At 66.7% G+C, this 25,716-nt stretch carries 20 protein-coding genes; 10 read left to right on the plus strand and 10 right to left on the minus strand.

Annotation, left to right across the window (positions count from 1 at the left end; all coding sequences use genetic code 11):
* Positions 1-272: 272 nt before the first annotated feature.
* The 5 genes from PW843_25610 (at position 273) to PW843_25630 (ending at position 4,771) form a co-directional block, all read left to right on the plus strand.
* On the plus strand, positions 273-2,072 hold the full coding sequence (locus tag PW843_25610; protein ID MDE1149943.1) for a methanol/ethanol family PQQ-dependent dehydrogenase: 1,800 nt from the start codon (positions 273-275) through the stop codon (positions 2,070-2,072).
* Between the two features lie 124 nt (positions 2,073-2,196).
* The gene (locus tag PW843_25615) at positions 2,197-2,673 is read left to right on the plus strand and encodes a cytochrome c (protein ID MDE1149944.1); all 477 of its coding nucleotides are present in this window, start codon (positions 2,197-2,199) and stop codon (positions 2,671-2,673) included.
* Between the two features lie 14 nt (positions 2,674-2,687).
* Complete coding sequence (locus PW843_25620; GenBank protein ID MDE1149945.1) at positions 2,688-3,542, plus strand: substrate-binding domain-containing protein; 855 nt, start codon at positions 2,688-2,690, stop codon at positions 3,540-3,542.
* Positions 3,543-3,721: 179 nt separating this feature from the next.
* A complete protein-coding gene (locus tag PW843_25625) occupies positions 3,722-4,339 on the plus strand; it encodes a PQQ-dependent catabolism-associated CXXCW motif protein (protein ID MDE1149946.1) in 618 nt (205 codons plus the stop codon).
* 51 nt (positions 4,340-4,390) lie between these two features.
* Entirely contained in the window at positions 4,391-4,771 is a 381-nt protein-coding gene (locus PW843_25630; GenBank protein MDE1149947.1) for a cytochrome c family protein, read from the plus strand.
* 255 nt (positions 4,772-5,026) lie between these two features.
* Here PW843_25630 and PW843_25635 read toward each other — a convergent pair whose 3' ends face one another.
* The 4 genes from PW843_25635 to PW843_25650 form a co-directional block, all read right to left on the minus strand.
* Positions 5,027-7,426, minus strand: a complete 2,400-nt coding sequence (locus PW843_25635; GenBank protein MDE1149948.1) for a TonB-dependent receptor — start codon at positions 7,424-7,426, stop codon at positions 5,027-5,029.
* 309 nt (positions 7,427-7,735) lie between these two features.
* On the minus strand, positions 7,736-8,644 hold the full coding sequence (locus PW843_25640) for a LysR family transcriptional regulator (protein ID MDE1149949.1): 909 nt from the start codon (positions 8,642-8,644) through the stop codon (positions 7,736-7,738).
* A gap of 27 nt (positions 8,645-8,671) precedes the next feature.
* Complete coding sequence (locus PW843_25645) at positions 8,672-8,986, minus strand: hypothetical protein (GenBank protein ID MDE1149950.1); 315 nt, start codon at positions 8,984-8,986, stop codon at positions 8,672-8,674.
* 2 nt (positions 8,987-8,988) lie between these two features.
* The gene (locus tag PW843_25650; protein MDE1149951.1) at positions 8,989-10,149 is read right to left on the minus strand and encodes a methyltransferase domain-containing protein; all 1,161 of its coding nucleotides are present in this window, start codon (positions 10,147-10,149) and stop codon (positions 8,989-8,991) included.
* Between the two features lie 377 nt (positions 10,150-10,526).
* Between PW843_25650 and PW843_25655 the strand changes: the two genes are divergently transcribed.
* From PW843_25655 to PW843_25675, 5 genes are all read left to right on the plus strand, one after another.
* Positions 10,527-11,849 carry a lipase family protein gene (locus tag PW843_25655; GenBank protein ID MDE1149952.1) on the plus strand — a complete coding sequence of 441 codons (1,323 nt, stop codon included), beginning with the start codon at positions 10,527-10,529 and terminating at the stop codon, positions 11,847-11,849.
* A 308-nt stretch (positions 11,850-12,157) separates the two neighbouring features.
* Positions 12,158-13,303 (plus strand): efflux RND transporter periplasmic adaptor subunit, encoded by a 1,146-nt coding sequence (locus tag PW843_25660; GenBank protein ID MDE1149953.1) that lies wholly within the window; start codon positions 12,158-12,160, stop codon positions 13,301-13,303.
* A gap of 6 nt (positions 13,304-13,309) precedes the next feature.
* Positions 13,310-16,474 (plus strand): efflux RND transporter permease subunit, encoded by a 3,165-nt coding sequence (locus PW843_25665; GenBank protein MDE1149954.1) that lies wholly within the window; start codon positions 13,310-13,312, stop codon positions 16,472-16,474.
* 3 nt (positions 16,475-16,477) lie between these two features.
* Complete coding sequence (locus PW843_25670; GenBank protein ID MDE1149955.1) at positions 16,478-17,944, plus strand: efflux transporter outer membrane subunit; 1,467 nt, start codon at positions 16,478-16,480, stop codon at positions 17,942-17,944.
* Between the two features lie 178 nt (positions 17,945-18,122).
* Positions 18,123-19,319: a hypothetical protein gene (locus tag PW843_25675; GenBank protein MDE1149956.1), complete on the plus strand. Its 1,197-nt coding sequence runs from the start codon at positions 18,123-18,125 to the stop codon at positions 19,317-19,319.
* Between the two features lie 222 nt (positions 19,320-19,541).
* Here PW843_25675 and PW843_25680 read toward each other — a convergent pair whose 3' ends face one another.
* From PW843_25680 to leuD, 6 genes are all read right to left on the minus strand, one after another.
* Positions 19,542-20,459, minus strand: coding sequence for a polysaccharide deacetylase family protein (locus PW843_25680; protein ID MDE1149957.1), 918 nt, complete (start codon positions 20,457-20,459; stop codon positions 19,542-19,544).
* Positions 20,460-20,698: 239 nt separating this feature from the next.
* Positions 20,699-21,478 (minus strand): arylmalonate decarboxylase, encoded by a 780-nt coding sequence (locus PW843_25685; GenBank protein MDE1149958.1) that lies wholly within the window; start codon positions 21,476-21,478, stop codon positions 20,699-20,701.
* A complete protein-coding gene (locus tag PW843_25690) occupies positions 21,475-22,668 on the minus strand; it encodes an NAD(P)/FAD-dependent oxidoreductase (protein ID MDE1149959.1) in 1,194 nt (397 codons plus the stop codon). Before PW843_25690 ends, PW843_25685 begins: the two co-directional genes overlap by 4 nt.
* Before the next feature lie 185 nt (positions 22,669-22,853).
* Entirely contained in the window at positions 22,854-23,816 is a 963-nt protein-coding gene (locus PW843_25695) for a hydroxymethylglutaryl-CoA lyase (GenBank protein ID MDE1149960.1), read from the minus strand.
* Between the two features lie 3 nt (positions 23,817-23,819).
* Positions 23,820-25,049: a CaiB/BaiF CoA-transferase family protein gene (locus PW843_25700; protein ID MDE1149961.1), complete on the minus strand. Its 1,230-nt coding sequence runs from the start codon at positions 25,047-25,049 to the stop codon at positions 23,820-23,822.
* Between the two features lie 8 nt (positions 25,050-25,057).
* Positions 25,058-25,714 carry a 3-isopropylmalate dehydratase small subunit gene (gene leuD / locus PW843_25705; GenBank protein ID MDE1149962.1) on the minus strand — a complete coding sequence of 219 codons (657 nt, stop codon included), beginning with the start codon at positions 25,712-25,714 and terminating at the stop codon, positions 25,058-25,060.
* Positions 25,715-25,716 lie beyond the last annotated feature (2 nt).

A 25,716-nucleotide genomic window follows, 5' to 3' on the forward strand; every position in this document is an offset into this window, starting at 1 on the left:
CGTGTCGCCGCCAGGCGGGTTCCCCAGGCCCGCTTGCGGTCGAGAGACAGGGTTCGGCCATAGACCCGACATAAGATTATGGGCGGCGAACCAACGCCGCCTTCCCGCGTTCGCACTTGCCTGCCCGCCGGCCCACCCGCACCGATCCCCAGTCGGTTCGGGACCCATGTGACCCGGCGGCCCTGAAGCCAGGCACCCCAGCGTCGCCCATCCGCCGGCCAGGCGGACACCAAATTCGGCCGGACCTACCGGCCAATCCCAGGGAGGGAATAATGAATCAGCGGAAAAAGCTTCTGTTGTCCTGGTCGGCCTTGGTGGCGGCCAGCCTGTTGTCCAGCCAATCGGTGCTGGCCAACGATGAACTTTCCAAGCTGTCCAAGGACCCCAAGCAGTGGGTCATGCAGGCCGGCGATTACGCCAACCAGCGCACCAGCACGCTGAAGCAGATCACCACGGCCAACGTGAAGGACCTGCGCCCGGTGTGGACCTTCTCCACCGGCGTGCTGCGCGGGCATGAGGGCGGGCCGCTGATCGTGGGCGACATCATGTACGTCCACACCCCCTTCCCCAACACGGTGTTCGCGCTGGACCTGAACAACCAGGGCCGCATCCTGTGGAAGTATGAGCCCAAGCAGGACCCCAGCGTCATTCCGGTCATGTGCTGCGACACGGTGAACCGCGGTGTCGCCTATGGTGACGGCAAGATCATCCTGGACCAGGCCGACGCCAGCGTGGTGGCCCTGGACGCCAAGACCGGCAAGGAATTGTGGAAGGTCGCCAACGGCGACGCCAAGAAGGGCGAGACCATGACCTCCGCCCCCCTGGTGGTGAAGGACAAGGTGCTGGTCGGCATCAGCGGCGGCGAATTCGGTGTGCAGGGCCGCATGACGGCGCTGAACCTGAAGGACGGTTCCGTCGCCTGGAAGGCCTATTCGGTCGGCCCGGACGACCAGATCCTGGTCGATCCGCAGAAGACCCTGAGCCTGGGCAAGCCGGTGGGCGCCAATTCGTCCCTGTCCACCTGGCAGGGCGACCAGTGGAAGACCGGCGGCGGTGCCGTCTGGGGTTGGTTCAGCTATGACCCCGCCCTGAACCTTGTCTATTACGGGTCGGGCAACCCCTCGACCTGGAACCCTAGCCAGCGGCCGGGCGACAACAAATGGTCCATGACCATCTTCGCCCGCGACGCCGACACCGGCATGGCCAAGTGGGTCTATCAGATGACGCCCCATGACGAATGGGACTATGACGGCGTCAATGAGATGATCCTGGCCGACATCAAGGTGAAGGGCACGCCCGTCAAGGCGCTGGTCCACTTCGACCGCAACGGCTTCGCCTACACCATGAACCGCGAGACCGGCGAACTGCTGGTGGCGGAGAAGTACGACCCCGCCGTCAACTGGGCCACGCATGTGGACATGAAGACCGGCCGGCCGGAGGTGGTGGCCAAGTACAGCACCCAGTCGGGTGGCGAGGACCACAACACCAAGGACATCTGCCCGTCCGCCCTGGGCAGCAAGGACCAGCAGCCGGCCTCGTTCTCGCCGGAGACCGGCCTGTTCTACGTGCCGACCAACCACGTCTGCATGGATTATGAGCCGTTCAAGGTGTCCTACACCGCCGGCCAGCCCTATGTCGGCGCCACCCTGTCGATGTACCCGCCCAAGGGCGAAAGCCACCTGGGCAACTTCATCGCCTGGGATCCCAGTGCCGGCAAGATCGTGTGGAGCAACAAGGAAACCTTCTCCGTCTGGTCGGGCGCCCTGACCACGGCGGGCGGCGTCGCCTTCTACGGCACGCTGGAAGGCTACCTGAAGGCGGTCGATATGAAGACCGGCAAGGAGCTTTACAAGTTCAAGACGCCGTCCGGCATCATCGGCAACGTCACGACGTATGAGCACGCCGGCAAGCAGTACATCGCCGTGCTGTCGGGCGTGGGCGGCTGGGCCGGCATCGGCATGGCGGCCGGCCTGGGTGGCGACCAGGAAGGCCTGGGTGCCGTCGGCGCCTACAAGCAGTTGGCCAACTACACGCAGTTGGGCGGCGTGCTGACCGTCTTCGCCCTGCCCTGACCCCCTCTCCCTCCACTGACACCCTGCCTGGGTTCCCCCACCCAGGCAGGGTTTCTTTACCCCGCCGCCCGGCCAACACCGCAGACGCGGGAACCGGGGCGGTTCGAACAAAGAGGTCTGACTGATGCCGAAATGTCTGGCGCTGGCCGCCACCGTTGCCGCATTGGCCCTGTCGCCGCTCATCCCCGCCGCCGCCCCCATGGCCCGCGCAGCGGAGGCCGGCAACGGCAGCGCCCCTTCCGTCACCAAGGTCGCCGCCGAAGCCAAGCCCTATACGGTCGAGGGCGGCAAGGTCGACAAGGGCACCTACAACGGTTATCGCCGCTACGGCGACGCCTGCATGCGCTGCCACGGGCCTGATGGCGCCGGCAGTTCCTATGCCCCGGACCTGACGGACAGCCTGAAGCATATGGACCACGACACCTTCGCCGAGACGGTGATCAACGGCCGCAAGAACGTGAACACCGCCAACAGCAACGTCATGCCGTCGTTCGGCACCACCGAGGACGTGGTCAATTACCTGGACGACATCTATTCCTATCTGAAGGCCCGGTCCGACGGCGTCCTGGGGCGCGGCCGGCCGCAGCGCATCGGTGATTGATGGCCCGGCAAGCGATGAAAGGCATACGCCTGGCCCTGGCGGCCCTGCCGCTGATCCCGCTTTTCGCCCTGATGCCGCAGATGGCGCGGGCACAGACGGCGGAACTGGTTTCCCGCACCGAACTGCGCATCTGCGCCGACCCCAACGACCTGCCCTATTCCAATGAAAAGGGCGAGGGGCTCGAGAACAAGCTCGCCGCCCTGATCGGCCAGGATCTGCAGCGGCCCGTCAGCTACGTCTGGTTCCCCCAGGTCATGGGTTTCGTGCGCAACACGCTGCGGGCGCGGCAATGCGACCTGGTGATGGGCACGGTGGCGGGCGATCCGCTGATGGACAACACAAACGCCTATTACCACAGCGGCTATATGATCGTGACGCGGACGGATTCCGGCATCAACGCCACCGCGCTAGGCGATCCGGCATTGGCCGACAAGCGTTTCGGACTGGTGGCCGCCACCCCCCCCACCGACCTGCTGCTGCGCCATAACCTGATGGACCACGCCACCTCCTACGCGCTGGCGGTGGACACGCGGTATGAATCGCCGGCGCGGTCCATGTTGCAGGATCTGGTGGACCACAAGATCGACGTCGGCCTGCTGTGGGGGCCCATCGCCGGTTATTACATCAAGCAGGACAAGCTGCCGCTGAAGGCGGCATTCCTGGACCCGGAAGGCGGCCGCCTGGACTTCCGCATCGCCATGGGCGTACGGGCGAATGAGCCGGAATGGCGGCGCACGGTGGACCAGGCCCTGCAACGCCACAAGCCGGAGGTGGAACGCCTGCTGGCCGACTACGGCATCCCCCTGCTGGATGAACAGAACAAGCCCATCCCGGCCAGCATGCCGGGTGCGGTTTCGGGCGGCAAATGATACCAGCGGTACAAGACCTCGACTTGTGCCGCTGTAGGCCGGCGACTGCCGGCCCCGGAGCGAGCACCGCAGGGCGGAACGAGGACAGCCAAGCCAGCGGATGCTGGCGCCCGGCGCTTGAGGGGGCCTTTGATCGGTTACGATTAAAGGCCGCGCGTAAGAAGCGTGCCCCGGTCACCATGGCGGCAACGCTGGCGTCCTGCCTGTTGCCGTTATTGGCGACCGGCGCGCTGGCTGGCACCGTGCCCGCTGATCCGGGGTCCAACACGGTGCCGGAGCCGCCTGGCTATCGCCTGGACGATTACCGCGCGCCGGTGCCGGCCACGGTGGCCGGTGGCCGAGTGCTTCATACTTCCGAACTGCGCGCCCTGCTGGACAGCCAGGCTGACGGCCCGGTGGGGGAAAAGACCCACGCCATCCTGATCGACGTGCTGCCGGTCCCGCGCCGGCCGGCGGGCATGAGTCCCGGCACCCCCTGGATGCCGCTATCCCATACCGACCTGCCAGGCAGTGTCTGGCTGCCCGAGGTCGGCCGCGGCGCCCTGGCCCCCGCTATCGAATCCTGGTTCCGACAGCAATTGTCAGAATTGACGACAGGCGACAAGGGCCGGACGCTGATATTCTATTGCCAACCAGAGTGTTGGATGAGTTGGAACGCCGCGAAACGGGCGGCCGGCTACGGCTACACCAACATCATCTGGTATCCGGACGGCGTCGAAGGCTGGCGCGCCGCCGGACTGCCCCTGGCGCCAGCCACGGCGATCCCTCCCCCCGAGGCATCACCGGGCACGCCTTAATTCTTGGCGATCACGAACAGCAAAGACTGGCAGAGAGAAGGAGAACGTAACGTGCGACGTATCGGATTTTGGGCGGCGACGGCCGCCACGATCATCGCCGGCATGACGGCCGGGACGGCCCTGGCGGCAGGCGACCCGGCCGCCGGCCAGATCGTCTTCAAGAAATGCGCGGTGTGCCATTCACCTGACGCCGGTGTGAACAAGGTGGGCCCCAGCCTGCACGCCGTCGTCGACCGCAAGTCGGCCACCGTCGCCGGCTTCGACTATTCCGCCGCCATGAAGGCCGCCAACAAGACCTGGACGGCCGCGGAACTGGACGTCTACCTGACCAACCCGCGCGCCGAAGTGCCGGGCACCAAGATGGTGTTCGTCGGCCTGCCGGTCCAGGCGGACCGCGACAACGTCATCGCCTATCTGGCGACGCTGAAGTAAGCGGCAACCTCCGTGTAAATGATCCTGGCAGCATGCAACCCTGTTTCATGCCGCTGTAGGCCCCGACTGGGGCCGCCGGAGATTTGCGGGGAGCGTAGCGGACTGGAAATCGAGGAAGCCCAAGCCCACGGGATGTGGGCGCCCGGCGTCTGAGGAGCCTTTGATCGGTCACGATCAAAGGCTGCGCGTATAAGCAAACACCCCCGCCTGGGCGACCGGGCGGGGGTGTTCTCATTTCAGCTCAGCCGAACCCGATCAGAACTTGACCGAGGCGGTGATGCCGTAGCTGGCCCGGTCGCCGTAGGACGGCGCGTACTGGCGCAGGCTGGGGATGATGAAGCTGCTGCTGATGTACTGCTTGTCGAAGATGTTCTTGCCCCATAGCCAGATCTTCCAGCGATCGTTGTCCACACCCAGGCGGGCGTCGGTCAGGAAGAAGCCGTCGATGGAGACCAGGTTTTCAGCATCGGCGTACATCTTGTTCTGCCAGGTCTCGTCAACCCCGGCGAACCAGTCCCAGTCGCCGCGCAGCGGCTGGCGCCATTCGCCGCCCAGGTTGGCGGTGATGGAGGGCGAGCCTTCGATCTGCTTGCCGCCGATGCTGCCATCGGCCTTGCAGATGATGTTGTCGCACAGGCCGATGTAGTTCACCGCCACCGAGCCGGCGTCGTACCGCGCATGGGTCCAGGCCAGACCGTAGTTGAAGGTCAGCGGGTGGATGGGGCGGTACATGCCGTTGACCTCGATACCGTAGGAGGTCGCGTTGCCCGTGTTCTCATAAATGCTGGGCGGGGTCGTGCCCAGGTTGACGGTGGTGGAGTGGTAGTTGGACGGCACCACGGCCGACTGCTTGTTGGCCCAGGTGATGTAGAAGAAGTCGGCGTTCACCGTCAGGGTGTCGTGCAGGAAGGTGTTCTTCGCACCCGCCTCGTAGGTCCAGTTGGACTCTTCACCGAACGACTGTTCCCCCTTGGTCAGGGTGGTGGTGCTGGCGGTGTAGCCGTTGAAGCCGCCGGCCTTCACGCCCTTGGCCGCCGAAGCGTACAGCATGGTGTCCGGCGTCAGGTGGTATTCGGCCGTGGCGCGCGGAATGAAGTCCTTATAGTCGCTGGTCAGCAGCGGCAGCGCCGGGTTCTTGGTCCGGCTCAGGATGTCGTTGAAGTCGATGCTGTTGTCGGAATAGCGGCCCTCAAGCGAGATCTTGGCCTTGTCACCCAGGAAGCTGTACGACGCACGGGCGAACACCGCGTCGGTGTCGTACATCGTGTCGTAGTCGTTGTAGACGATCAGGCCGCTGGGGTTCAGCGGGTTGTCCGACAGGCGGGTCAGCGTGGCGCCGGGCGACACCAGGCGGATGCCGAACAGGAACTGGTCGCGGGCGCTGGAGTGCATGCCGCCGATGTCGGCCTTGAACGGGCCGCCATCGTCCCAGGCCAGCCGCAGTTCATGGCTGGTGGAGTTCAGCACGCCACCTTCATGCTGCTGCGAAATCACGCCGCCGCCGGTCGGGTTGTAGGTGTTGGGCGCGAAGGACAGATCCTCCTGCGCCTGGCCGCGCGCCTGGCCGTAGATGTAGTGCAGGGTCAGGTCCGGCGTGATGTCCCAGTCGGCGGAGATGCGGTAGACCTTGGTCTTGATCTCCGTCGGCGGTTCGGACGCGGCGAACAGGCCCTCCGGACGGTTGCCGACGCCGGACAGCAGGGCGCTGGGGTTGGTGGGCAGCGTGCCGCAGAACATGGAGTTGCTGGGGCCGCAGTTCAGCTTGTCCTCACTGAAGGTGCCGCTGACCTCGTAATACGGCCGCAAATATTCCGTGCGGTTGTCTTCCTTGTAGAAGGCGCTGATCTTGATGGTGTCGGTGGGGGTGAAGTTCACCAGGCCGGACACGGCGTCGCGCTTGTAGGCGCCGAAGTTGGCGGTGTCGCCCGAGGCGCCCGGCAGGTTGTTCTTCCAGGTGCCGTTGCTGTCCTCACGCCCCACGAAGATGCGCGCCGACAGCACGTTGTCGATGATGGGGCCGCCCACGGCCGCCGTGAAGCGGCGGGTATCGTCGCTGCCGTAGCTGACCAGCGCCTCACCACCCAGCTTGTCGCCCGGCTCCTTGGGGATGTAGTTGATGGCGCCGGAGAAGGTGTTGGAACCGTAGAGCGCGCTCTGCGGACCCTTGATCACCTCGATGCGTTCCCAGTCGCCCAGGGTGGAACTGGCCATGTAGCCACGCTGCATGTAGACGCCGTCGATGAAGGCGCCGACGTTGCCCACCGCGTTCTGCACGTTGGCCTGCGACAGGCCGCGCAGGTTCATGTCGCCATGGAAGGCGGTCACGAAGTCCTTGAACTGGAAGCCGGGCGTGAAGCGCGCCAGGCCTTGCAGGTCGGTGATGCCGTGCGATTCCAGCTGTTCGGAACTCATGGCGGCGACCGCCAGGGGCACGTCCTGCAAACGTTCCGCCGTCTTACGCGCGGTGACGACGATTTCCTCCAGCCCATCGCTATCGGTGCTGGCGGTGGTGGCCGGCGTCGCGGCCGGGGCGGCGGGCGCCGGCGCCTGGGTGGAAGCGGTCTGGGCGAAAGCACCGGTGGACGCGGAGGTCGCCACCAGGATCGCGAACGCGGACAGCGACGTGGCGAGCATGTCCTTGGATTTCATAGTCATCAACCTAAAACCCCCTGTTCTCATTTTTTTGGAACTGAGGAAATCGTATGGGAGGGGAACGGATATGAGTCTGAATTTCCGAGATGTGATTGCCTGGCGAATAGATCACAAGACAACACACTGTACAAAGGCGTTCGTTTCCAGGTTATTAACTTGGAACGCCAAAAAGACCGCCACCGTTTCCGGGGCAGTTTATTTAAAATTACAGATAACATTGCCCTAAGACTTGCCCTGTACCACGCCCGGCCGCGGAAAAGCGGCCATCCCATCATCTTTGCCCACTGTCCCTGTTCCGTTTCCGGACTTCATTCACACGGTTTGATCCCCTCCCCCCAGGAAGGTCGCCGCCAGCCGGCGGAACTGCGCCACCACGGCGCGCACCGGCGGACGCTCCAGACTGTCGGCGCGATAGACCAGGCCGGCGCGCGGCCGCCCGGCCGGTGCGCTGATGTCCAGGCGCACCAGGCCCCGGGCCGCCGCGATGGCGTCCGGCACCAGGGTCAGCAGGTCGCGCCGGGCCACCAGATCCAGCAGCAAGGTCAGCGAGGCGCTCTGCGCCACCCGGGCCGGCGGGGCCACGCCCGCCGCCTCGAACCCGGCATCGAACGCCTGGCGCAGATGCACCGCCCCGCTCAGCACCCAGGGGTGGGGGGCGAGGTCGGCCAGGTTAAGGCCCGGCAGCATGGCCAGCGGGTGGGCCGCGCGGGCATGGATGCCGCAGGCGACCGTGCCCAATTCCTCATACACCAGGCCCGGCACGCGCACGCCGTCGGCGAACATGGTGAGCGCCAGGTCCAGCCGCGCGTCCTCCACCTCCGCCGCCAGGGAGAAGGTGGCGCCGGTGGACACCGACAGCTGGATGTCCGGGTAGGCCGCCATGAAGGGATCCAGCGCGTCGGCCGCCCCCAGATGGGCGAACACGGTGTGCAGACCCAGGGTCAGGTCGCCGGTTTTCAGCGCGCGGAAGGCCCGCGCCTCGGCCATCGCCCGGGCGTGCTCGTTACAGATGATGCGGGCGCGGGCCGCCAGGCTTTCGCCGTAGCTGGTCAGCGTGACGCCCCGCGCCTCGCGTTCGAACAGGGGCAGGCCCAGGGCGCGTTCCAGCGCCCGGATGCTGCGGCTGACACCCGATTGCGTCAGGTTCAGCGCCTCGGCCGCGCGGCCCACGCTGCCGTAGCGGGCCGTCGCCAAAAAGTGCTGAAGCTGCTGCATTTCCATGAAGGGCCGCCCCGTTTCGGTTTCAGGTCAGGACGCGACGGGCCGGGAATAGCCGGCGCGGGCCAGGATCTGGTCCACCCCGCGTTCCCGCGCCGCCAGCGGCGCCCCCAGCACGGTGGACACGAACTGGTCACGCTGGCGTTCCAGGTCGGCCTTGAAGGCGGGGTCGCCGGCGTAGTCGTCGATGTCGGCGGCGGTGATGCCGGCCTTTTCCGCCAGCAGGCGCTCGGTGATCGCCATGCGATCACGCATCACCCACACCTCGGTCACCAACGTCATCAGGATGCGGGCGACGTCGTCGATGTCGGTGGGGGCCAGGTAGGGGCCTGTCATGTCACTCATCTTCACGCTCCCACGGCGGCGGTGTCGGGCTTGCGGGCCCGGACGATCCACGGGTACTGGTCCTGGCCGATGGCGTAGGACTCCACATTCTCGAACCCGGCATCGCGCAGCATCTGTTCCTGGTCGGAATGCAGCACGGCGGTGAAGAACGGCTCATTCCGGTGCCGGGTGTCCCAATCCAGGATGACGGCGTGGAACATGCTGACGGCGCGGAAGGGCGGCGGGTCGGACATGACGATGTCCCCGCCGGGCTTCAGGATGCGGAACATCTCGCGGTAGAGATCCCCGTTCACCTTGGGCGGCAGCTCATGGTGCAGGGCGTAGGTGATGACGGCGTCGAAGCTCGCGTCCGGTTCGCGCGTGTCGACCACGTCGCGCTGCTTCAGGTGCACCTTCAGGCCCATGCGCTCGGCCATGCGGTGGCCGTTCTTCAGCAGCAGGGGCGACAGGTCGCACCCCACCAGTTCCGCGTCCGGGAACACGGTGTTCAGGGCGCGGGCGGTGGTGGCGCCGCCGCAGCCGGGCTCATAGATGCGGTCGTAGCGGTCCTTGGGGAACTGGCGGATGGCCTGGACGCGCTGCTGGGTGATGTCATCGCCCACGCCCACCGCGGCGTAGCCGCCCAGGCGGAAGACCAGCGGGCCGACGGCGAAGGCGAACAGCGGACCGTACAGGTCATAGCCATCCCAGCCGCCCGGCTCCAGATGCCATTCGACGGCGTCGTAGTATTTGGGCGGGACGATGCTGTCGTCCAGTTCCAGCGTGCCACCAGCACTCTGGTCCAGCGGCGCCGTGACGAAGCGTTCGAACTGGGCGCGGCGTTCCTCGATCGCGGGGATGCCGCGGTTGAAGTTCTCCTCCCCCACGAAACGCTGGCAGAAGCGTTCCAGACGGTACAGCGGCAGGCTTTCGGCCAGGTCGCGGGCCTGGGTGAGGCGGGCGCCGGCGCCCTTGGTGCCGGCCGTGTCGGCGGCATGCTCGGCCGTCAGGCGGGCACCCTCCGGATCGGCGGCGAAGGCGGCGGCGGCGCGCGGACGGAACTGGCCGGACGAGAATTTCTGGAGGGAGCCCAGCAGCTCCATCCCGGCGCGGCCGCGCTGGCTGAGACCGAAGGCCGGCTTGGCGCCGGCGGGGGTCGAGTCCAGTTTGGTCAGGAAGGTCATGAATTCAGCCCTCTTGTCCCTGAATGATTTTGGCAACTGTCAGCCTAAGGACACGCGGCACCCCCAGGAAGGCCCATGTCGGACTGGATCCCCGAGGCTTCGTCATGGTGTGCCGCCCGCACCGTTGTCCCTGCTGTCCCAAACCACCCGCCCTGTTTCTGGCCCGGCCCCTGCACGGCCGATCCCGCCCAGGGATTAAAGTTCTTTATTACGGTGATCAATAAATACTGCGTTAACACGGGCAATGCCTACCACGGTAAGCGGTCGCGTTAGTCGCCTGGCGAATAGATTGGGCCGCCGGACCGGCGCCCACCCCCCGCTCTGCTACCGTTTTTCGTGAATTGATGACGATTAAAAACGGGAATGGGGTGATTTCCATGGGGGCGCTTTTTCGCAAACGGCTGATGGCGGCCGCGGCCGGCCTGGTGCTGCTGTCGCAGGGCATGGCCTTCGCCGACACCGTCGCGAACCCGTATTCGGGTGACGGCGGGGTCAGCGACTTCTACCGCTGGAACGCCCCCATCCCCGCCCCCGGCCGCATGCTGCGCTGGGAGACACTGCCGGCCGACCAGGCGCTGGACGGCGCCGCCCGGGGCGACCGCATCCTCTACAGTTCCACCGACGGCTGGCTGCCTGACGGCGCGCCGGCAACGGGCACCGTGGTGTCCGGCCTGGTCTACCTGCCCAAGGGCGCGCCGCCGGCCGGCGGCTGGCCCGTCATCGCCTGGGCGCACGGCACCACCGGCACGGCGGACGTCTGCGCCCCGTCCTGGCAGCCCAAGGCGGAGAGCGAATCCCAATACCTGAACCGCTGGCTGGCCCAGGGCTATGCCATCGTGGCCAGCGACTACCAGGGCCTGGGCACCGCCGGCCCCCACCCCTACATGGGCCTGAAGGCGGCGGCCTACGGCATGCTGGACGCCGTGCGCGCCGCCCGCGCCGCCTATCCCGCCCTGTCGCCCAAGACCATCGTGGTGGGCCAGTCGCAGGGTGCGCACGCCGCCCTGGGCACCGGCCTGCTGGCACCCGATTACGCGCCCGACGTCAAGCTGCTGGGCGTGGTCGCCACCGGCGTGCCGGGGGAACCCGACTTCGCCCCCACCCTGCCGGCCGACCTGGACCAGTCCACCACCATCGCCAAGGCGGCGGTGATCGACCCCGCCACCCCGCGCGGCGCGGTACGCGGCCTGGCGTTGGACCGCTTCGACCCCTGGGCTGTGGTCTACCTGAACTATTTCACCAGCTATGCCACGGTGGATCCGGCCTTCAAGGCGGCGGACTACCTGACGCCGCGCGGGCTGGAGCTGCTGCGCGACGTGGCCGGCGGCTGCCATTCCACCGCCCTGGCGGCGGTATTCAAGGAACGGCCGCCGCTGTCGGCCCTGTTCACCCGCGACCCGGCGCCGTATGAGGCGAAAATGGCCGTGCGCCGCCGCTATCCCGACCCGGCCTTCCGCATGCCGGTCTTCATCGGCATCGGCTTGAAGGATCTGTACACGGCGCCGGAGCTGTCGTTCAACGTGGCCCGCGCCGCCTGTTTGCGCGGGTCCACCGTGGCGGTGCGTTTCTATCCCGGCCAGGACCATTCCGGCGCCGTCCTGCCCTCGCAAGCCGACAGCCTGCCCTTCGTCCAGGCCCTGTTCGCGGGCCAAGCGGTGGCCGGCAATTGCGACGGGCTGGCCTGGCCGGGGCGCAGCTGAGGCCGATCCGGCGCCGATTGTGTCCGGCGCCGGACCATGATTCTGCCGATTAATGAATCTGCTTCATCATAGCATCCAAGACTCAATGCGTAGTCGCGCGCGGATCGGGCTGGTATCAGCTGCCCCTCATCAAGGCTGAGCCGCTTCCCGCCGGGGTCCTGTCACCCCGTGGGCGGGCATCACCGATCAACAGCGTTCGGCTTATGGACGGGCGTCCCTTCGCCCTTGCCGCGTCGCATGCGCGCGGTGTCCGACCGGGTATCTTGGAGACTATGGTAATGAGGCTAAGCATCGGCCAGGTGTTGGCCATGGGCGCAATTCCGCTCGCCCTGTCCGCCTGTTCCCCCAAGGACACGCCCAAGACGGGCGCCGTTGCCGAGGTCGGCATCGTCACCCTGCAGGAACAGGACACCGCCCTGACGACCTCGCTGCCCGGGCGGGTCGTGGCGTTCGAGACATCGGAGGTCCGTCCCCAGGTCAACGGCGTCATCCGCCGCCGCCTGTTCGAGGAAGGCGCGCTGGTTCATGCCGGCCAGGTGCTGTACGAGATCGAGGACGCCCCCTATCGCGCGGCGCTGGCCGGCGCCAAGGGCAATCTCTCCACGGCCCAGGCCACGATCCGCTCCACCCAGCTGCAGGCCGAGCGCTACCGGCGCCTGATCGCCATCAAGGGCGTCAGCCAGCAGGACGTCGACAACGCCGAGGCATCCGCCGCCGAGGCGCGGGCGGTGGTCGACGCGCGGAAGGCCGACGTCATGGCGGCGGAGGTCAACCTGGATTTCACCCGCGTGCGGGCCCCCATCACCGGCCGCATCGGCCGGTCGCTGGTGACGGTCGGCGGCCTGGCCCAGACCGGGCAGACCCAGCCGCTGGCGATGATCAGCAATATCGGCGACGTCTATGTCGACGTGACGGAACCGGCGGGCAAGCTGCTGGACCTGCGCGACGCCATCCGCCAGGGCGGCCTGTCGCGTGACATTCCCACGGCGGCCAAGGTCCAGCTGATCCTGCCCAACGGCAAGATGTACCCGGCCGAAGGCACGCTGGCCTTCACCGACACGACGGTGGACAACAACTCCGGCTCGGTCACCATCCGCGCGCGGTTCACCAATCCGGACGGCGTGCTGCTGCCCGGCATGTATGTGCGCGCGCAATTGGTCCAGGGTGTGCGCCACCACGCCATCCTGGCGCCGCAGCAGGGGGTGACGCACGACGCCCGCGGCGACGCCGTGGCCCTGGTGCTTGGCGCGGATGGCAAGGTGGCGCAGCGCCGGCTGACGCTGGGTCCGCCCGTCGGCGATCGCTGGCTGGTGGAAACGGGCCTCAAGGCCGGCGACCGCCTGATCGTCGAAGGCCAGATGACTGTGAAGCCGGGCGACGCCGCCACCGGCGCGCCGCCCCAGCAGATCGCGGCGGGCGACACCGGTCGCCCCGACGCCGCCGGCAAGGATTGACCTGCCATGTCCCGTTTTTTCATCAATCGACCCATCTTCGCATGGGTGATCGCCATCATTCTGATGCTGGGCGGCGGGATCGCGCTGCGTTCCATGTCGGTGGCGCAGTTCCCGGCCATCGCCCCGCCCATGGTGCAGATCGCCACGACCCTGCCGGGTGCGGACGCCGGCACGCTGGAGCAGACCACCACCCAGGTGATCGAGCAGCAGATGAGCGGCCTCGATCACCTTGAGTATTTCAGCTCCACCAGCGACAGCGCCGGCAACCTGACCATCATCCTGACCTTCGCCCAGGGCACCAACGCCGACACGGCCCAGGTGCAGGTCCAGAACAAACTGCAGCAGGCGACGCCGATGTTGCCCGAGGAGGTGCAGCGCCAGGGCCTGACCGTCACCAAGGCGGCCAAGAACTTCCTGCTGTTCTTCGCGCTCTATTCCACCGACGGCAGCCATTCGCAGCAGGATCTGGGCGACATCATCGCGTCCAAGCTGAAGGACCCCATCAGCCGCGTGACCGGCGTGGGCGACACCCAGCTGTTCGGGTCGCAATACGCGATGCGCGTCTGGGTGGACCCGATCAAGCTGACCAACCTGAACCTGTCGATGCAGGACGTGACGGCGGCCATCCGGGCGCAGAACGCCCAGGTCTCCGCCGGCCAGGTCGGCTCCCTGCCCTCACCCAAAGGGCAGGCGCTGAACGCCGTGATCACGGCGCAGACGCGCATGACCACGCCGCAGGAGTTCCGCGACATCATCCTGCGCACCAATCCCGACGGGTCCAACGTCCGGCTGTCGGAGGTGGCCCGGGTGGAACTGGGCGCGGAGGTGTACAATTTCCAGCCGACCTACAACAACGGGCCGGCGTCCGGCTTCGCCATCAAGCTGGCCCCGGGTGCCAACGCCCTGGCGACCGTGGACGGCGTGAAGGCCAGGATCGACGAGATCTCAAAGCGCTTCCCGCCCGACGTCAAGGTCGTCTACCCGCTGGACAATTCCGCCTTCGTCAAGATTTCGATCGAGGACGTGGTCCACACCCTGTTCGAGGCGATCATCCTGGTCTTCCTCGTCATGTTCGTGTTCCTGCAGAACTGGCGCGCCACGCTGATCCCCACCATCGCGGTGCCGGTGGTGCTGCTGGGCGCCGTCGCCGTGCTGTATTACGCCGGCTTCACGCTGAACACGCTGACCCTGTTCGGCATGGTGCTGGCCATCGGCCTGCTGGTCGATGACGCCATCGTCGTGGTCGAGAACGTGGAACGCCTGATCCATGAGGAAGGGCTGACGCCCAAGCAGGCCGCGCTGAAATCGATGGAGGAAATCTCCGGCGCGCTGGTCGGCATCGGCCTGGTGCTGTCGGCCGTGTTCCTGCCGATGGCGTTTTTCGGCGGGTCGGCGGGCGTCATCTTCCGCCAGTTCTCGCTGACCATCGTCATCTCCATGGTGCTGTCGGTGCTGGTGGCGCTGGTCCTGACCCCCGCCCTGTGCGCCACCATCCTGAAGCCGGGCGACCATTTCGGGGACGATGTCGAGGATCCCGCGGCCAGGGGCCCCGCCCGGATCCTGGGCCGCTTCTTCGCCTGGTTCAACCGCACCTTCAACCGGACGCGCGACGGCTATGAGGGCGGCGTGCGCCGGGCGGACCGCAACTGGGGCCGCACGCTGGCGGTCTACGCCATCATCGTCGTCGGCATGGGCGTCATCTTCATGCGCCTGCAGGGCGGCTTCCTGCCGCAGGAGGACCAGGGCTTCATCTTCACCCAGGTGACCCTGCCGGTCGGCGCCTCGCTGGAGGAAACCCAGGCGACGATGGCGCGCGTCACCGACTATTACCGCCAGAAGGAAGGGGCCAACGTCGAAGGCGTGTTCAACGCCCCCGGTTTCGGTTTCGTCGGGCAGGCGCAGAATGTCGGCCTGACCTTCATCCGCCTGAAGGACTGGTCGGAACGCAAGGGCGAGGCGAACACCGCCGACGCCATCGCCGCCCGGGCCAACGGGGCCTTCCGCGCCATCCGGTCGGCGCAGGTGCTGGCCTTCGGGCCGCCGGCGGTGTTCGAACTGGGCAACGCCACCGGCTTCGACTTCGAACTGAAGGACGAGGCGGAACTGGGCCACGAACAGCTGATCGCGGCCCGCAACCAGTTGCTGGCGCTGGCGGCCAAGGACCCGCGCCTGGCCCTGGTCCGTCCCAACGGCCTGGAGGACACGCCCCAGATCAAGCTGCACGTCGACAAGAACAAGGCGGGTGCCTTGGGCCTGGCGCTGGCCGACGTGAACGATACGCTGACCACGGCCTTCGGCGGCACCTACGTCAACGACTTCATGGATCGCGGCCGCGTCAAGAAGGTCTACGTCCAGGCGGACCAGGACTTCCGCACCACGCCCGACGCCATCGGCGATGTGTATGTGCGCGGCTCATCGGGGGCGATGACGCCGTTCTCGGCCTTCGCCACCTGGAAGTGGGCCTTCGGCCCGACCAAGCTGGAACGCTACAACGGCGAACCCTCGGTCGAGATCATGGGCGCGCCCGCCCCCGGGCATAGCTCGGGAGAGGCGATGCAGGCCATGGAGGAACTGGCCGCCAAGCTGCCGGCGGGCATCGGCCACGAATGGACGGGCATCAGTTATGAACAGCAGAACAGCTCGGGCCAGGCCGGCGCCCTCTACGGCCTGTCGCTGCTGATCGTGTTCCTCTGCCTGGCCGCCCTTTATGAAAGCTGGTCGGTGCCCATCGCGGTGCTGCTGGTGGTGCCGCTGGGCGTGTTCGGCGCCGTGCTGGCGTCGTGGCTGACGGGCCAGGCCAACGACATCTATCTTCAGGTCGGCCTGATCACCACGGTCGGCGTCTCGGCCAAGAACGCGATCCTCATCATCGAGTTCGCGGAAGAGAAGATGCGCGCGGGCATGGGCGCTGCGGCGGCGGCACTGGAAGCGGCCAAACTGCGCCTGCGCCCGATCCTGATGACCAGCTTCGCCTTCACGCTGGGGGTGTTGCCGCTGGCCCTGTCGCATGGCGCCGGTTCCGGCGGTCAGAACGCCATCGGCTGGGCCGTCGTCGGCGGCATGCTGTCGGCCACCGTGCTGGCCATCTTCTTCGTTCCCACCTTCTTCCGCATCGTCAAGCAGCTGTTCCGCCAGGACCAGCCCACTGGCGACGCCGCGCGGGATTTCTGATCCATGCCCATTCATCGCAAGACGCTTGCCCGCAAGATGGCGGCGCTGCTGGCGCCGGGCCTGCTGCTCGCGGGCTGTAACCTGGCCCCCGATTATGTCCGGCCCGACCTTCCCGTGGCACCTGCGGTCACCTCCGGCGTGGCCGGGCAGGAGACCGCCGCCGCACGCGGCACGGACACGGGCCCCACCGGCTGGCGCGACTATTTCACCGACCAGCGCCTGCGCCAGGTGATCACCCTGGCGCTGGACAACAACCGCGACCTGCGCGTCGCCCTGGCCAACGTGGCCCAGGCCCGCGCCCAGGCGCGTGTCCAGGGGGCCGACCTGTTCCCCACCATCGCCGTCGGCGCCAGTGCCGATTACGAGCGCACACCCGCCGGCCTGAACAGTGTCGGCGCCACCGGCACCCGCTATGACCTGTACCAGGCGCAGGTCGGCGTATCGGCGTGGGAACTGGACCTGTTCGGCCGGATGCGCAACCTGACGCAAGCGGCCCAGGAACAGTATTTCGCCAGCGCCGACCATCGCGACGCGGCACAGGTGACGCTGGTGGCGGAGGTGGCCGACGCCTGGCTGCAACTGGCCGCCGACCGTGAACAACTGGCGATCGCGGGCGACACCGCCGACACCTTCGCCGAGACGCTGAAGATCACGCAAGGCCGTGCCGGCACCGGCGTCTCCTCCGATCTCGACGTCCATCAGGCGCAGACCACCTATCAGCAAGCGCGCGCCGACATCGCGCGCCTGACCGCCACCGTGGCCCAGGACCGCAACGCCCTGGACCTGCTGGCGGGATCCCATGTCGGGGATGCGCTGCTGCCCGATGGCCTGGGCGACCAGGACGCCACCATCGAACGGCTGCCGGCGGGGCTTTCCTCCACCGTCCTGCTGAAGCGTCCCGACGTGTCGGCGGCCGAGCACGCGCTGAAGGCGGCCAACGCCGACATCGGTGCCGCCCGGGCAGCCTTCTTCCCCCAGATCTCGCTGACCTCGGCATTCGGCACCATGAGCCTGGGCGCGTCGAACCTGTTCGGGGGCGGCAGCCAGGCATGGTCGGTCACCCCGACGGCCACCTTGCCGATCTTCGACATGGGCCGTAACGCCGGCAATTTGGACTATGCCAAGGCCACCCGCGACGCGATGGTGGCGACCTATGAGAAGGCGATCCAGACGGCCTTCCGCGAAGTGGCCGACGCCCTGGCGCGGCGCGAGACGATCGACGGCCAGCTTGAGGCAGAACGCACGCGGACGACCGCCGCCAGCGGCGCCCTGCAAATATCCCGCGCGCGCTTCGAGGAGGGCGTCGATCCCTTCCTGGCCACGCTGGACAGCGAACGGACCTATTATTCGACGCGGCAGGACCTGGTCTCCACCCGCCTGGAACGGCAGACCAACGCGGTCGAACTGTTCCGGGCGCTGGGTGGCGGCAACGACGCCCCGGCGCCCGGGCCCGACGCGGAAGCACCCTGAAACCTCGAATCCATCCGCCATCAGCGGGAACCGGTTTGGCGCCCGCCGCGTTTGATCGGAAACGCGGGCGGGCTCTACCTTCTTGATCCGCCGGTGGATTAGGCGATTGCGCCGTTCCGTGATCCGCTTTATGGGCACGGGCGGACCCTTGCAGCATGACCCCGGATGGAGAGGTTAAATGGCGATTCCCCACCCAAGCGCCCGACAACAAAGCCGATGGCTGAAAGCCGGCATCGCGCTGCTGACCGGCATTTTTCTGGGCACGGCCGCAAGCACCGTCTCCTATGCCCAACCCCAGCGGCATGCCGACCTGATCAAGGGGATGAACCTGGTAAACCCCGAGCGGCTGTCCGCCGACCAGCAGAACGCCATGTTGGACGCCATGAAAGCGGCCGGCGTCAAAACCATCCGCTGCGGGATCACCCCGGACGACAAGGGCCTGGACTTCGCCAAACGTGCGGCGGAGCGGGGCATCAAGATCGACTGGATCATGGGTTTTGGCGGCTATCGCCCCGACGCCCCCACCCGGGCCTATCAGCCGGACAAATATCCCGAGATGTGGGGCGGCCACCCCCTGTCCGCCGCCGACCCGGAACAGTTCCGTGCCAAGTACGCCCCCTTCCTGAAACGGCTGGAGGAGGCCGGAATCGTGCTCGCCAGTTTCGAGGTGGGCAACGAAATCAACTGGACGGCCTTCAATCAGGACTTCCCCCTGCCCGGCAAGGGGAAGATCTTCGGCCTCAAGGATCTTTACGACGACCCCGAAGCCAAGCAAGTGGCCGAGGGTTTCAAAGTGTACATCAAGATTCTGTCGGCGCTTAAGGAGATACGGGACGCGTCGACCCTGAACCGCAAGACGCCCATCCTTACCGCCGGCCTGTCCGCATATGATGGTCCCGAGGGCCAGCTGCCCAATGGTTACCATTATGATTCCGTCAGCACCAATGCGACGCTTGAATATTTGCGGACCTTAGGCCTGGACGACATCGTGGATGAATATGCCGTTCACATCTATCCATCAGCCGTGGGCGGCGATTCGGCCGCCGCGAATGACAAGCGCAAGGCGTTCCTTGATAATTACGCGCTGAACCAGTGCCTGTCAGGAAATGGCAAAAAGAAATGCGCGGTAACGGAATGGAACTTCCCACAAAATAACAAATCATGCCCACTGGACGACACCGATCATGCCAAGCTGGTGGCGGACATGACGAACATGTTCCAGAAATACGCCGATGAAGGGCGGGTTAGCAGCCTGTATTATTTCGCGTGGAATGATGACGCGTGGTCAAAAAACGTGACCTCGGCCAGCCTGTTTCGGTGCGGCGCCTTGACCGAAAGCGGCAAGGTCTTTCTGGACCAAAGTGCCGGCAAATAAATAGAGCCCCGTCCCCGCGGCACGAGGGCTTGACCCGTGCCGCCGTAGGCTGCGACCGCAGCCGCCGGAGATTTCCGGGGAGCCGAAGGCGGACTGGAAATCGAGGATAGCCCAGCCAGCGGATGCTGGCACCGGCGTCCGGGGGGACCCAAAAAAGAGGGGCCCGGTCCACCCCAATGGACCGGGCCCCCCTCCCCCACTTAACTCTTTGAACCGGCGGGCTTACTTGCCCAGCTGGCCCGGGATGTGGCTTTGCTGCTGGGTCAGGTACCAGTCCGCCATTTCCTCGCGGGTGGCCCACCAGACGCCGGGCAGCGACTGGGCGTGCTGGATGAACTCCCGCAACGCACGGACGCGGTGGGCGCGGCCGGAAACGTGGGGATGCAGGCCCACGTTCATGATGCGGGCGGTCTTCGCACCCTCGGCATACAGCACGTCCAGTTCCTCGATCAGCGCGTCGCGGAACTGGTCGGTGGTGAAGTTCTTGCGCGTGATGAAGGTGAAGTCGTTGATCTCGTTGGAATAGGGCGTGGCCACGATGGGGCCCTTGTCGGTGCGGATCATGAACGGCTGATCGTCGTTCATGATGTCGCAATAGAACTTGAAGCCCTGTTCCGCCAGGATGCCGGCGGTGTTCAGCGTGCCGCGCAGCGACGACGACAGCCAGCCCTTGGGCCGGCGGCCCACGTGCTTTTCATACATCTCGATGGAACGCAGGATGATTTCGCGTTCCTTCTCCGGCGCATGGGCGAAGTTGGTCAGCAACTCGCCCTGCTCGTAATTATGCGCCAGCAGTTCCCAGCCGCGTTCCAGGCAGGCGTCCACCATGGCCTTGCGGCGTTCGAAGGTGACGGCGTTGGTGGTGCAGCTGGCCTTCACGCCCAGTTCGTCGAACAGGTCGTACAGGCGCCAGATGCCGACGCGCTGGCCGTATTCACGCCAGGTGTAGTTCGGGAAGTCCGGGGTGTTACCGGGCAGGATGTCGGGCAGGATGGCGGGGCCGCCGGCATAGTAGGGCTTGTCCGTGTCCTTCGTCAGATCCCAGGTTTCCAGGTTGAAGGTCAGGATCAGCGCGACGCGCTTGCCTTCCGGCCAGGCCAGCGGCTTGCGCTGCGGCAAGGGGACGTAATCGTATTCCATGACTGAGCTACTCCCTGCTTGTGGCGCCCGGCCTTCCCCGGACGGACAGCCTGTAATCCCCGCATACTCATGTGCCTCAGACGCCGGCGGGCCATCCGGCCCTTGGCTATCCTCGTTTCGCGGTCCGCCTTCGGCTCCCCACAAAACTGCGGCGGCCGCAGTCGCGGCCTAGAATGCCAATAGGTGATTGAGGGCAATCCCCACTGCCCTCAACCACCGCACTGTCGCTTTAATTAACCTCAGAACTCTTCCAGCAGACGGCCCAGGCCGAAAATCTTGTCCTGTATGCCGCAGGCGCGCAGGGCGTGCCAGTAGGTGGCCGTGTTGATGGCGATGACCGGCTTGCCCAGCCACAGCTCGGCGGCGGCGGCGAGGCGCACCATGGACAGGTTGGTGCCGACCTGCACGATGGCGTCGACGTCGTCGCCGTCCAGCTTCTTCAGCACCTCGCGCAGTTCAGGTTCCTGCACCTGGGCGATGGCGGTCCAGCTGGGGCACTGCAAGGGGGTGTCGCGCACCACGTCGAAGCCGTTGTCGCCCAGGAAGCGGGTGACCTCACGGTTGGCCGTGGGGAAGTAGGGGGAGACGAAGGCCACCCGCTTGATGCCGCCGTAGGCGCGCAACGCGGCGGCCACGGATTCCGACCCGATGGAGGCGCCGACGTCGGTGACGTCACGGATGCGCTGCTGGAACGCCTCCGACCCCTTCTGGCCGCCATAGAAGGTGATGGCCGACATGCCCATGACCAGATAGTCGGGCTTGCAGGTCAGGACGCCCTTCACCGCGTCGATGGTGTTATCGGAAATCAGGGTAGTGCCCATGCGGAAGGTCTCATCCGAGACCGCCTGGGCATCGTCCACGATGATGCGGCTGTAGTGGTTGGTGACGCCATAGGGGCGCATCGCCTCCATATCCGGCTGCACCGTGGTGTTGGTGGACGGGCCCAGGACACCCAGCTTCAGGCGCCAACCCTGGGCGTCACGGCCGGGAACGTACCGATCTTTGCGCGCGATGGTCATTGGATGCCCTCTTCCTGTTTCAGGCTGCCGAACATGGACTGGGTGATCAGGTACTGGCGGCGGGCGACGGGGTCGTTGACCAGCCGTTCCATCTCCGCATGGCGCTTGCGATGGCCGGCCGCCTGGCCTTCCCGCATGAATTCCATGTTCTTGATGGTCTGCGCCTGGGTGAAGTCGTGCGTCACCGTCCGCCGCTGACGGTCGAACCGCGACAGCAGGGCATCGGCATCGCCACCGTTGTAAGCCGCCACCAGCTTGGCACACAGGTTGAAGGCATCGTGGATGCCGCTGTTCATGCCGAAGCCGCCGATCGGGTTGTTCAAATGGGCGGCGTCGCCGATGATCAGCACCCGGTCCTGGCGGAACGACTTCGCCACCCGCTGGTGCACGCGATAGATGGTGCGGTGGTGGGTCTTGACCTCATCCGTCAGGCCGATCAGCCCGCCGAACACCGCGTTCTTCTTCTCATCCGACACCAGCATCTGGTCCGAGACATCGCCCGCCGGCACCAGGATGCGCCACAAGGACGGCACGCGCAGCAGCACCAGCCATTCGGTGGCGTCCGACACGTAGTTCACATGGCACAGGCCGTCGATGTACTTCTCCAGCGGGGTTTCCGTCGTCAGGCACAGGAACTTTTCCGGGTACGTGAACCCGTCGAATTCCACGCCCAGCCACTTGCGCACCAGGCTGCTGGCGCCGTCGGCGCCGATCAGGTAGTCGCCGCGCACCTTTTCCAGGCTGACCGGCGTTTCCGCCGTCACCGTCACGCCGTCCGAATCCTGTTCGAAATGCACCAGGCGGTGGTTGAACAGCACCTCCGCGTTCGGCTCATTCTCCAGCTTGGTCGCCAGCAGGCGGGACAAATGGTACTGCTCACATTGGACGCGGAAGGGATACCGCGTGATGTCCGACAGTTCCGACATGTCGAAGGAATAGACATCGCCGCTGCCCCGGTCGCGGAACTGGTAGACCGGCGCCTTCAGGCCGCGTTCCAGCAGGGTCGGCGTGATGCCCAGGGTGTCCAGCATCTCAAGCGTCGGCGGGTGCAGGGTGGAGGCGCGCAGGTCCATGGCGCAGTCCGGCCCCGCCTCCAGCAACACCACCTCGATCCCGTGGCGGGCAAGGTAATAGGCCGCGACCGTGCCGACAGGCCCCGCGCCCGCGATGATAACCTTCGTCTTTTTCATGCAACCACCTGTCATTCCGGGTGCACAGGATTTGCGGGAACAGAATTCGCACCGCGATTATTTTGCGGCCGAACCGATCATTCCCCGCGAACCAACACCAGTTCTTTATGTGCCCAAGTATCCATTAGGCGGGGCGGGCCGTCCTGGACGGCCACGGCCATAACCGCCTAGTGGATATGGCCCCTTCAGATGCCGCCGGGGCCGACACCCCAGCCAGGGCCGGTACCGTCGGCGACAAAGCCCTTGGGCAGGCCGGCATCGGGGGTGAATCCATAAAGTTCAACGCCCGGCAGCGCGTCCTTCACGATGGTGCGGACGGTCAGCAGCTTGTCCAGGTCAATGCCGGTGGACACGCCCGAGGCCTCCAGCATGAACACCAGATCCTCGGTGACGATATTGCCGGAGGCGCCGGGCGCGAACGGGCAGCCGCCGATGCCGCCCAGGCTGCTGTCCAGGGTGGTGATGCCTTCCTCCAGCGCCGCGTAGGCGTTGGCCAAGCCCTGGCCCCGGGTGTTGTGCAGGTGGACACCGGTGCAGGCCGCCGCCCCCACCACGCCGCGCACCTGGCGGATCAGGCGGCGCACCTGGGCCGGGTTGCCGTAGCCGGTGGTGTCGGACAAGCCGACCTCGTCACAGCCGGCGGCCATCAACGCCTCCGCCAGGGACAGCACGCGGGCCTCCGGCACCATTCCTTCCAGGGTGCAGCCGAAGGCGGTGGACAGCCCGCCCTCGAACTTCGGCCGCTGGTCGGCCGGCAGGCTTTTGATCAGGTCGGCGATGCGGCGCGTTTCCTCGATCATCTGGACATGCGTGCGGTTGACGTTGCGCAGGCTGTGCGTCTCACTGACCGACAGGGGGATGGTGATCTTGTGGGCGCCGGCCGCCACCGCACCCTCCGCCCCCCGGAAGTTGGGCACCAGCACCGCCACCGTCAGGCCGGGCAGGGTGCGGGCGTAGGCCACGATCTCCGCCGTATCGGCCAGCTGGGGCAGGATCCTGGCCGGAACGAAGGACCCGACCTCGATCTCGCGCACGCCGGCGGCGTATTCCGCCGCGATCCAGGCCTTCTTGGCCGCCGTCGGCATGATGGGGCTGATGCTTTGCAGGCCGTCGCGGGGGCCGACCTCGCTGATTTCCACGTGCGCCATGGCTCAGGCCTCCTCAGTTTCGGCGACGATGCCACGCGCCAGCAGGTCGGCGATGGTGTCCGGCGAATACCCCGCCTCGGCCAGGACGGCGCGGGTGTCCTGGCCCGGCCGGGCCAGGTCGCGCTGCTTGCCGATGCGGCGACCGTCCAGTGAGATGGGCAGGGACGGCAGGCGGGTTTCGGTGCCGTCGGGCAGGGTCACATCGACCAGGCCGCCGCCCTCCACCAGCTGCGGATCCTCGAACATCTCTTCCGGCTTGGCGACGGGGGCGAAGGGCAGGCCCACTTTTTCCAGCAGCGGCAGCAGCTCATCCCGGGTGTAGCCGGCCACCAGGGCCTGGACGCGCGGGATGATGATGTCGCGGGCCTTCACCCGGCCGTTGTTCTTCTCAAACGCCGGGTTGCCGCCCAGATCGTCCAGGCCGAAGGCCTGGCAGAAGGCGCGCCACTGGCCGTCGGTCACCACGCCGACGAACACCTGCTGTTCGTCCTTGGTGGTGAACAGCTCATAGATCGCCCAGGCGCTGATGCGCACGGGCATGGGCCGGGCCGGCTGGCCGGTCACCGCGTACTGGGCCATGTGCTGGCCCACCAGGAAGATGCAGTTCTCAAACAGGGCGCTGGTGATGCTGGCCCCCTTGCCCGTGGTGGCGGGGCCCTGCCAGCCGCGCTGCATCAACGCCGCCAGCACGCCGATGACGCCGAACAGGCCGCCCATCACGTCGATGACGGAGGCGCCGGCGCGCAAGGGCCGGCCGGGCGGGCCCGTCATGTAGGCAAGGCCGCCCATCATCTGCGCCACCTCATCCAGGGCGGCGCGTTCCTGGTAGGGGCCGGACAGGAAACCCTTGGCGGAGCAATGGACCAGGCCGGGGTTCAGTTGGCGCAGGGCCTCGGCGCCCAGGCCCAGCTTGTCCATGGCGCCGGGACGGAAGTTTTCCACCATGACGTCGGCGCCGGCCACCAGGTCGGTCACCAGCTTCAGGCCTTCCGGCGACTTCATGTCCACGCACAGGCTGCGCTTGCTGCGGCCGTACATGGGGAAGTAACCGGCGCCGGAGCCCAGCAGGCGGCGGGTGTTGTCACCGCCGATGGGTTCGATCTTCAGCACGTCGGCGCCCAGATCGCCCAGCACCATGCCCACCGTGGGGCCCATCACCATGTGGGTGAATTCCACCACCTTCAGGCCCGCCAGGGGCAGCGCTTCAGTGGGAATCGTGTCGTTATGCGTCATGATCGAACCTAAAGGGTGGGTACGGGCAGCGCCCACGGCGTGGCGGCGCGGTAATCGGCCTCGAAGGACTGGATGGCCGGCAGGCGCTTCAGCGTCAGGCCGATGGCGTCCAGCCCTTCCAGCAGCATGTCGCGGTCGGCCGGCGACAGGGTGAAGGGGTAGGTTCCGGGGTCGCTGCCCAGGTGCGGACCGGTCAGCAGGCCCTGGCGCAGATCGACCGTCAGGCGGGCGGGGGCGGGATCGTCGGATGTCGCCTGGCCGGCAGCCGTGGCCAGCGCCGCCACCGCGTCGGCCGGCAGGGTCACGGGCAGGATGCCGTTGCGCACGCAGTTGCCGTGGAAGATGGCGCCGAAGCTGGGCGCCACGATGCAGCGTACGCCCCATTCCTTCAGCGCCCACACCGCGTGTTCGCGCGACGAGCCGCAGCCGAAGTTGGACCCGGCCAGCAGGATGGTGGCCTGGCGGAAGGGCGCGCGGTTCAGGATGAAGTCAGGGTTTTCCGTGCGCGCCGCCACGTCGGCGTAACGCCAGTTGGCGAACAGGCCGCCGGACAGGCCGGTCTTGCCCACCGTCTTCATCTCCCGCGAGGGGATGATGGCGTCGGTGTCGATGTTCTGGCGCTGCAAGGGGGCGGCGACGCCGGTCAGGGTGACGAACGGTTCCATGG

This window comes from Azospirillaceae bacterium, assembly GCA_028283825.1.
Lineage (GTDB): Bacteria > Pseudomonadota > Alphaproteobacteria > Azospirillales > Azospirillaceae > Nitrospirillum.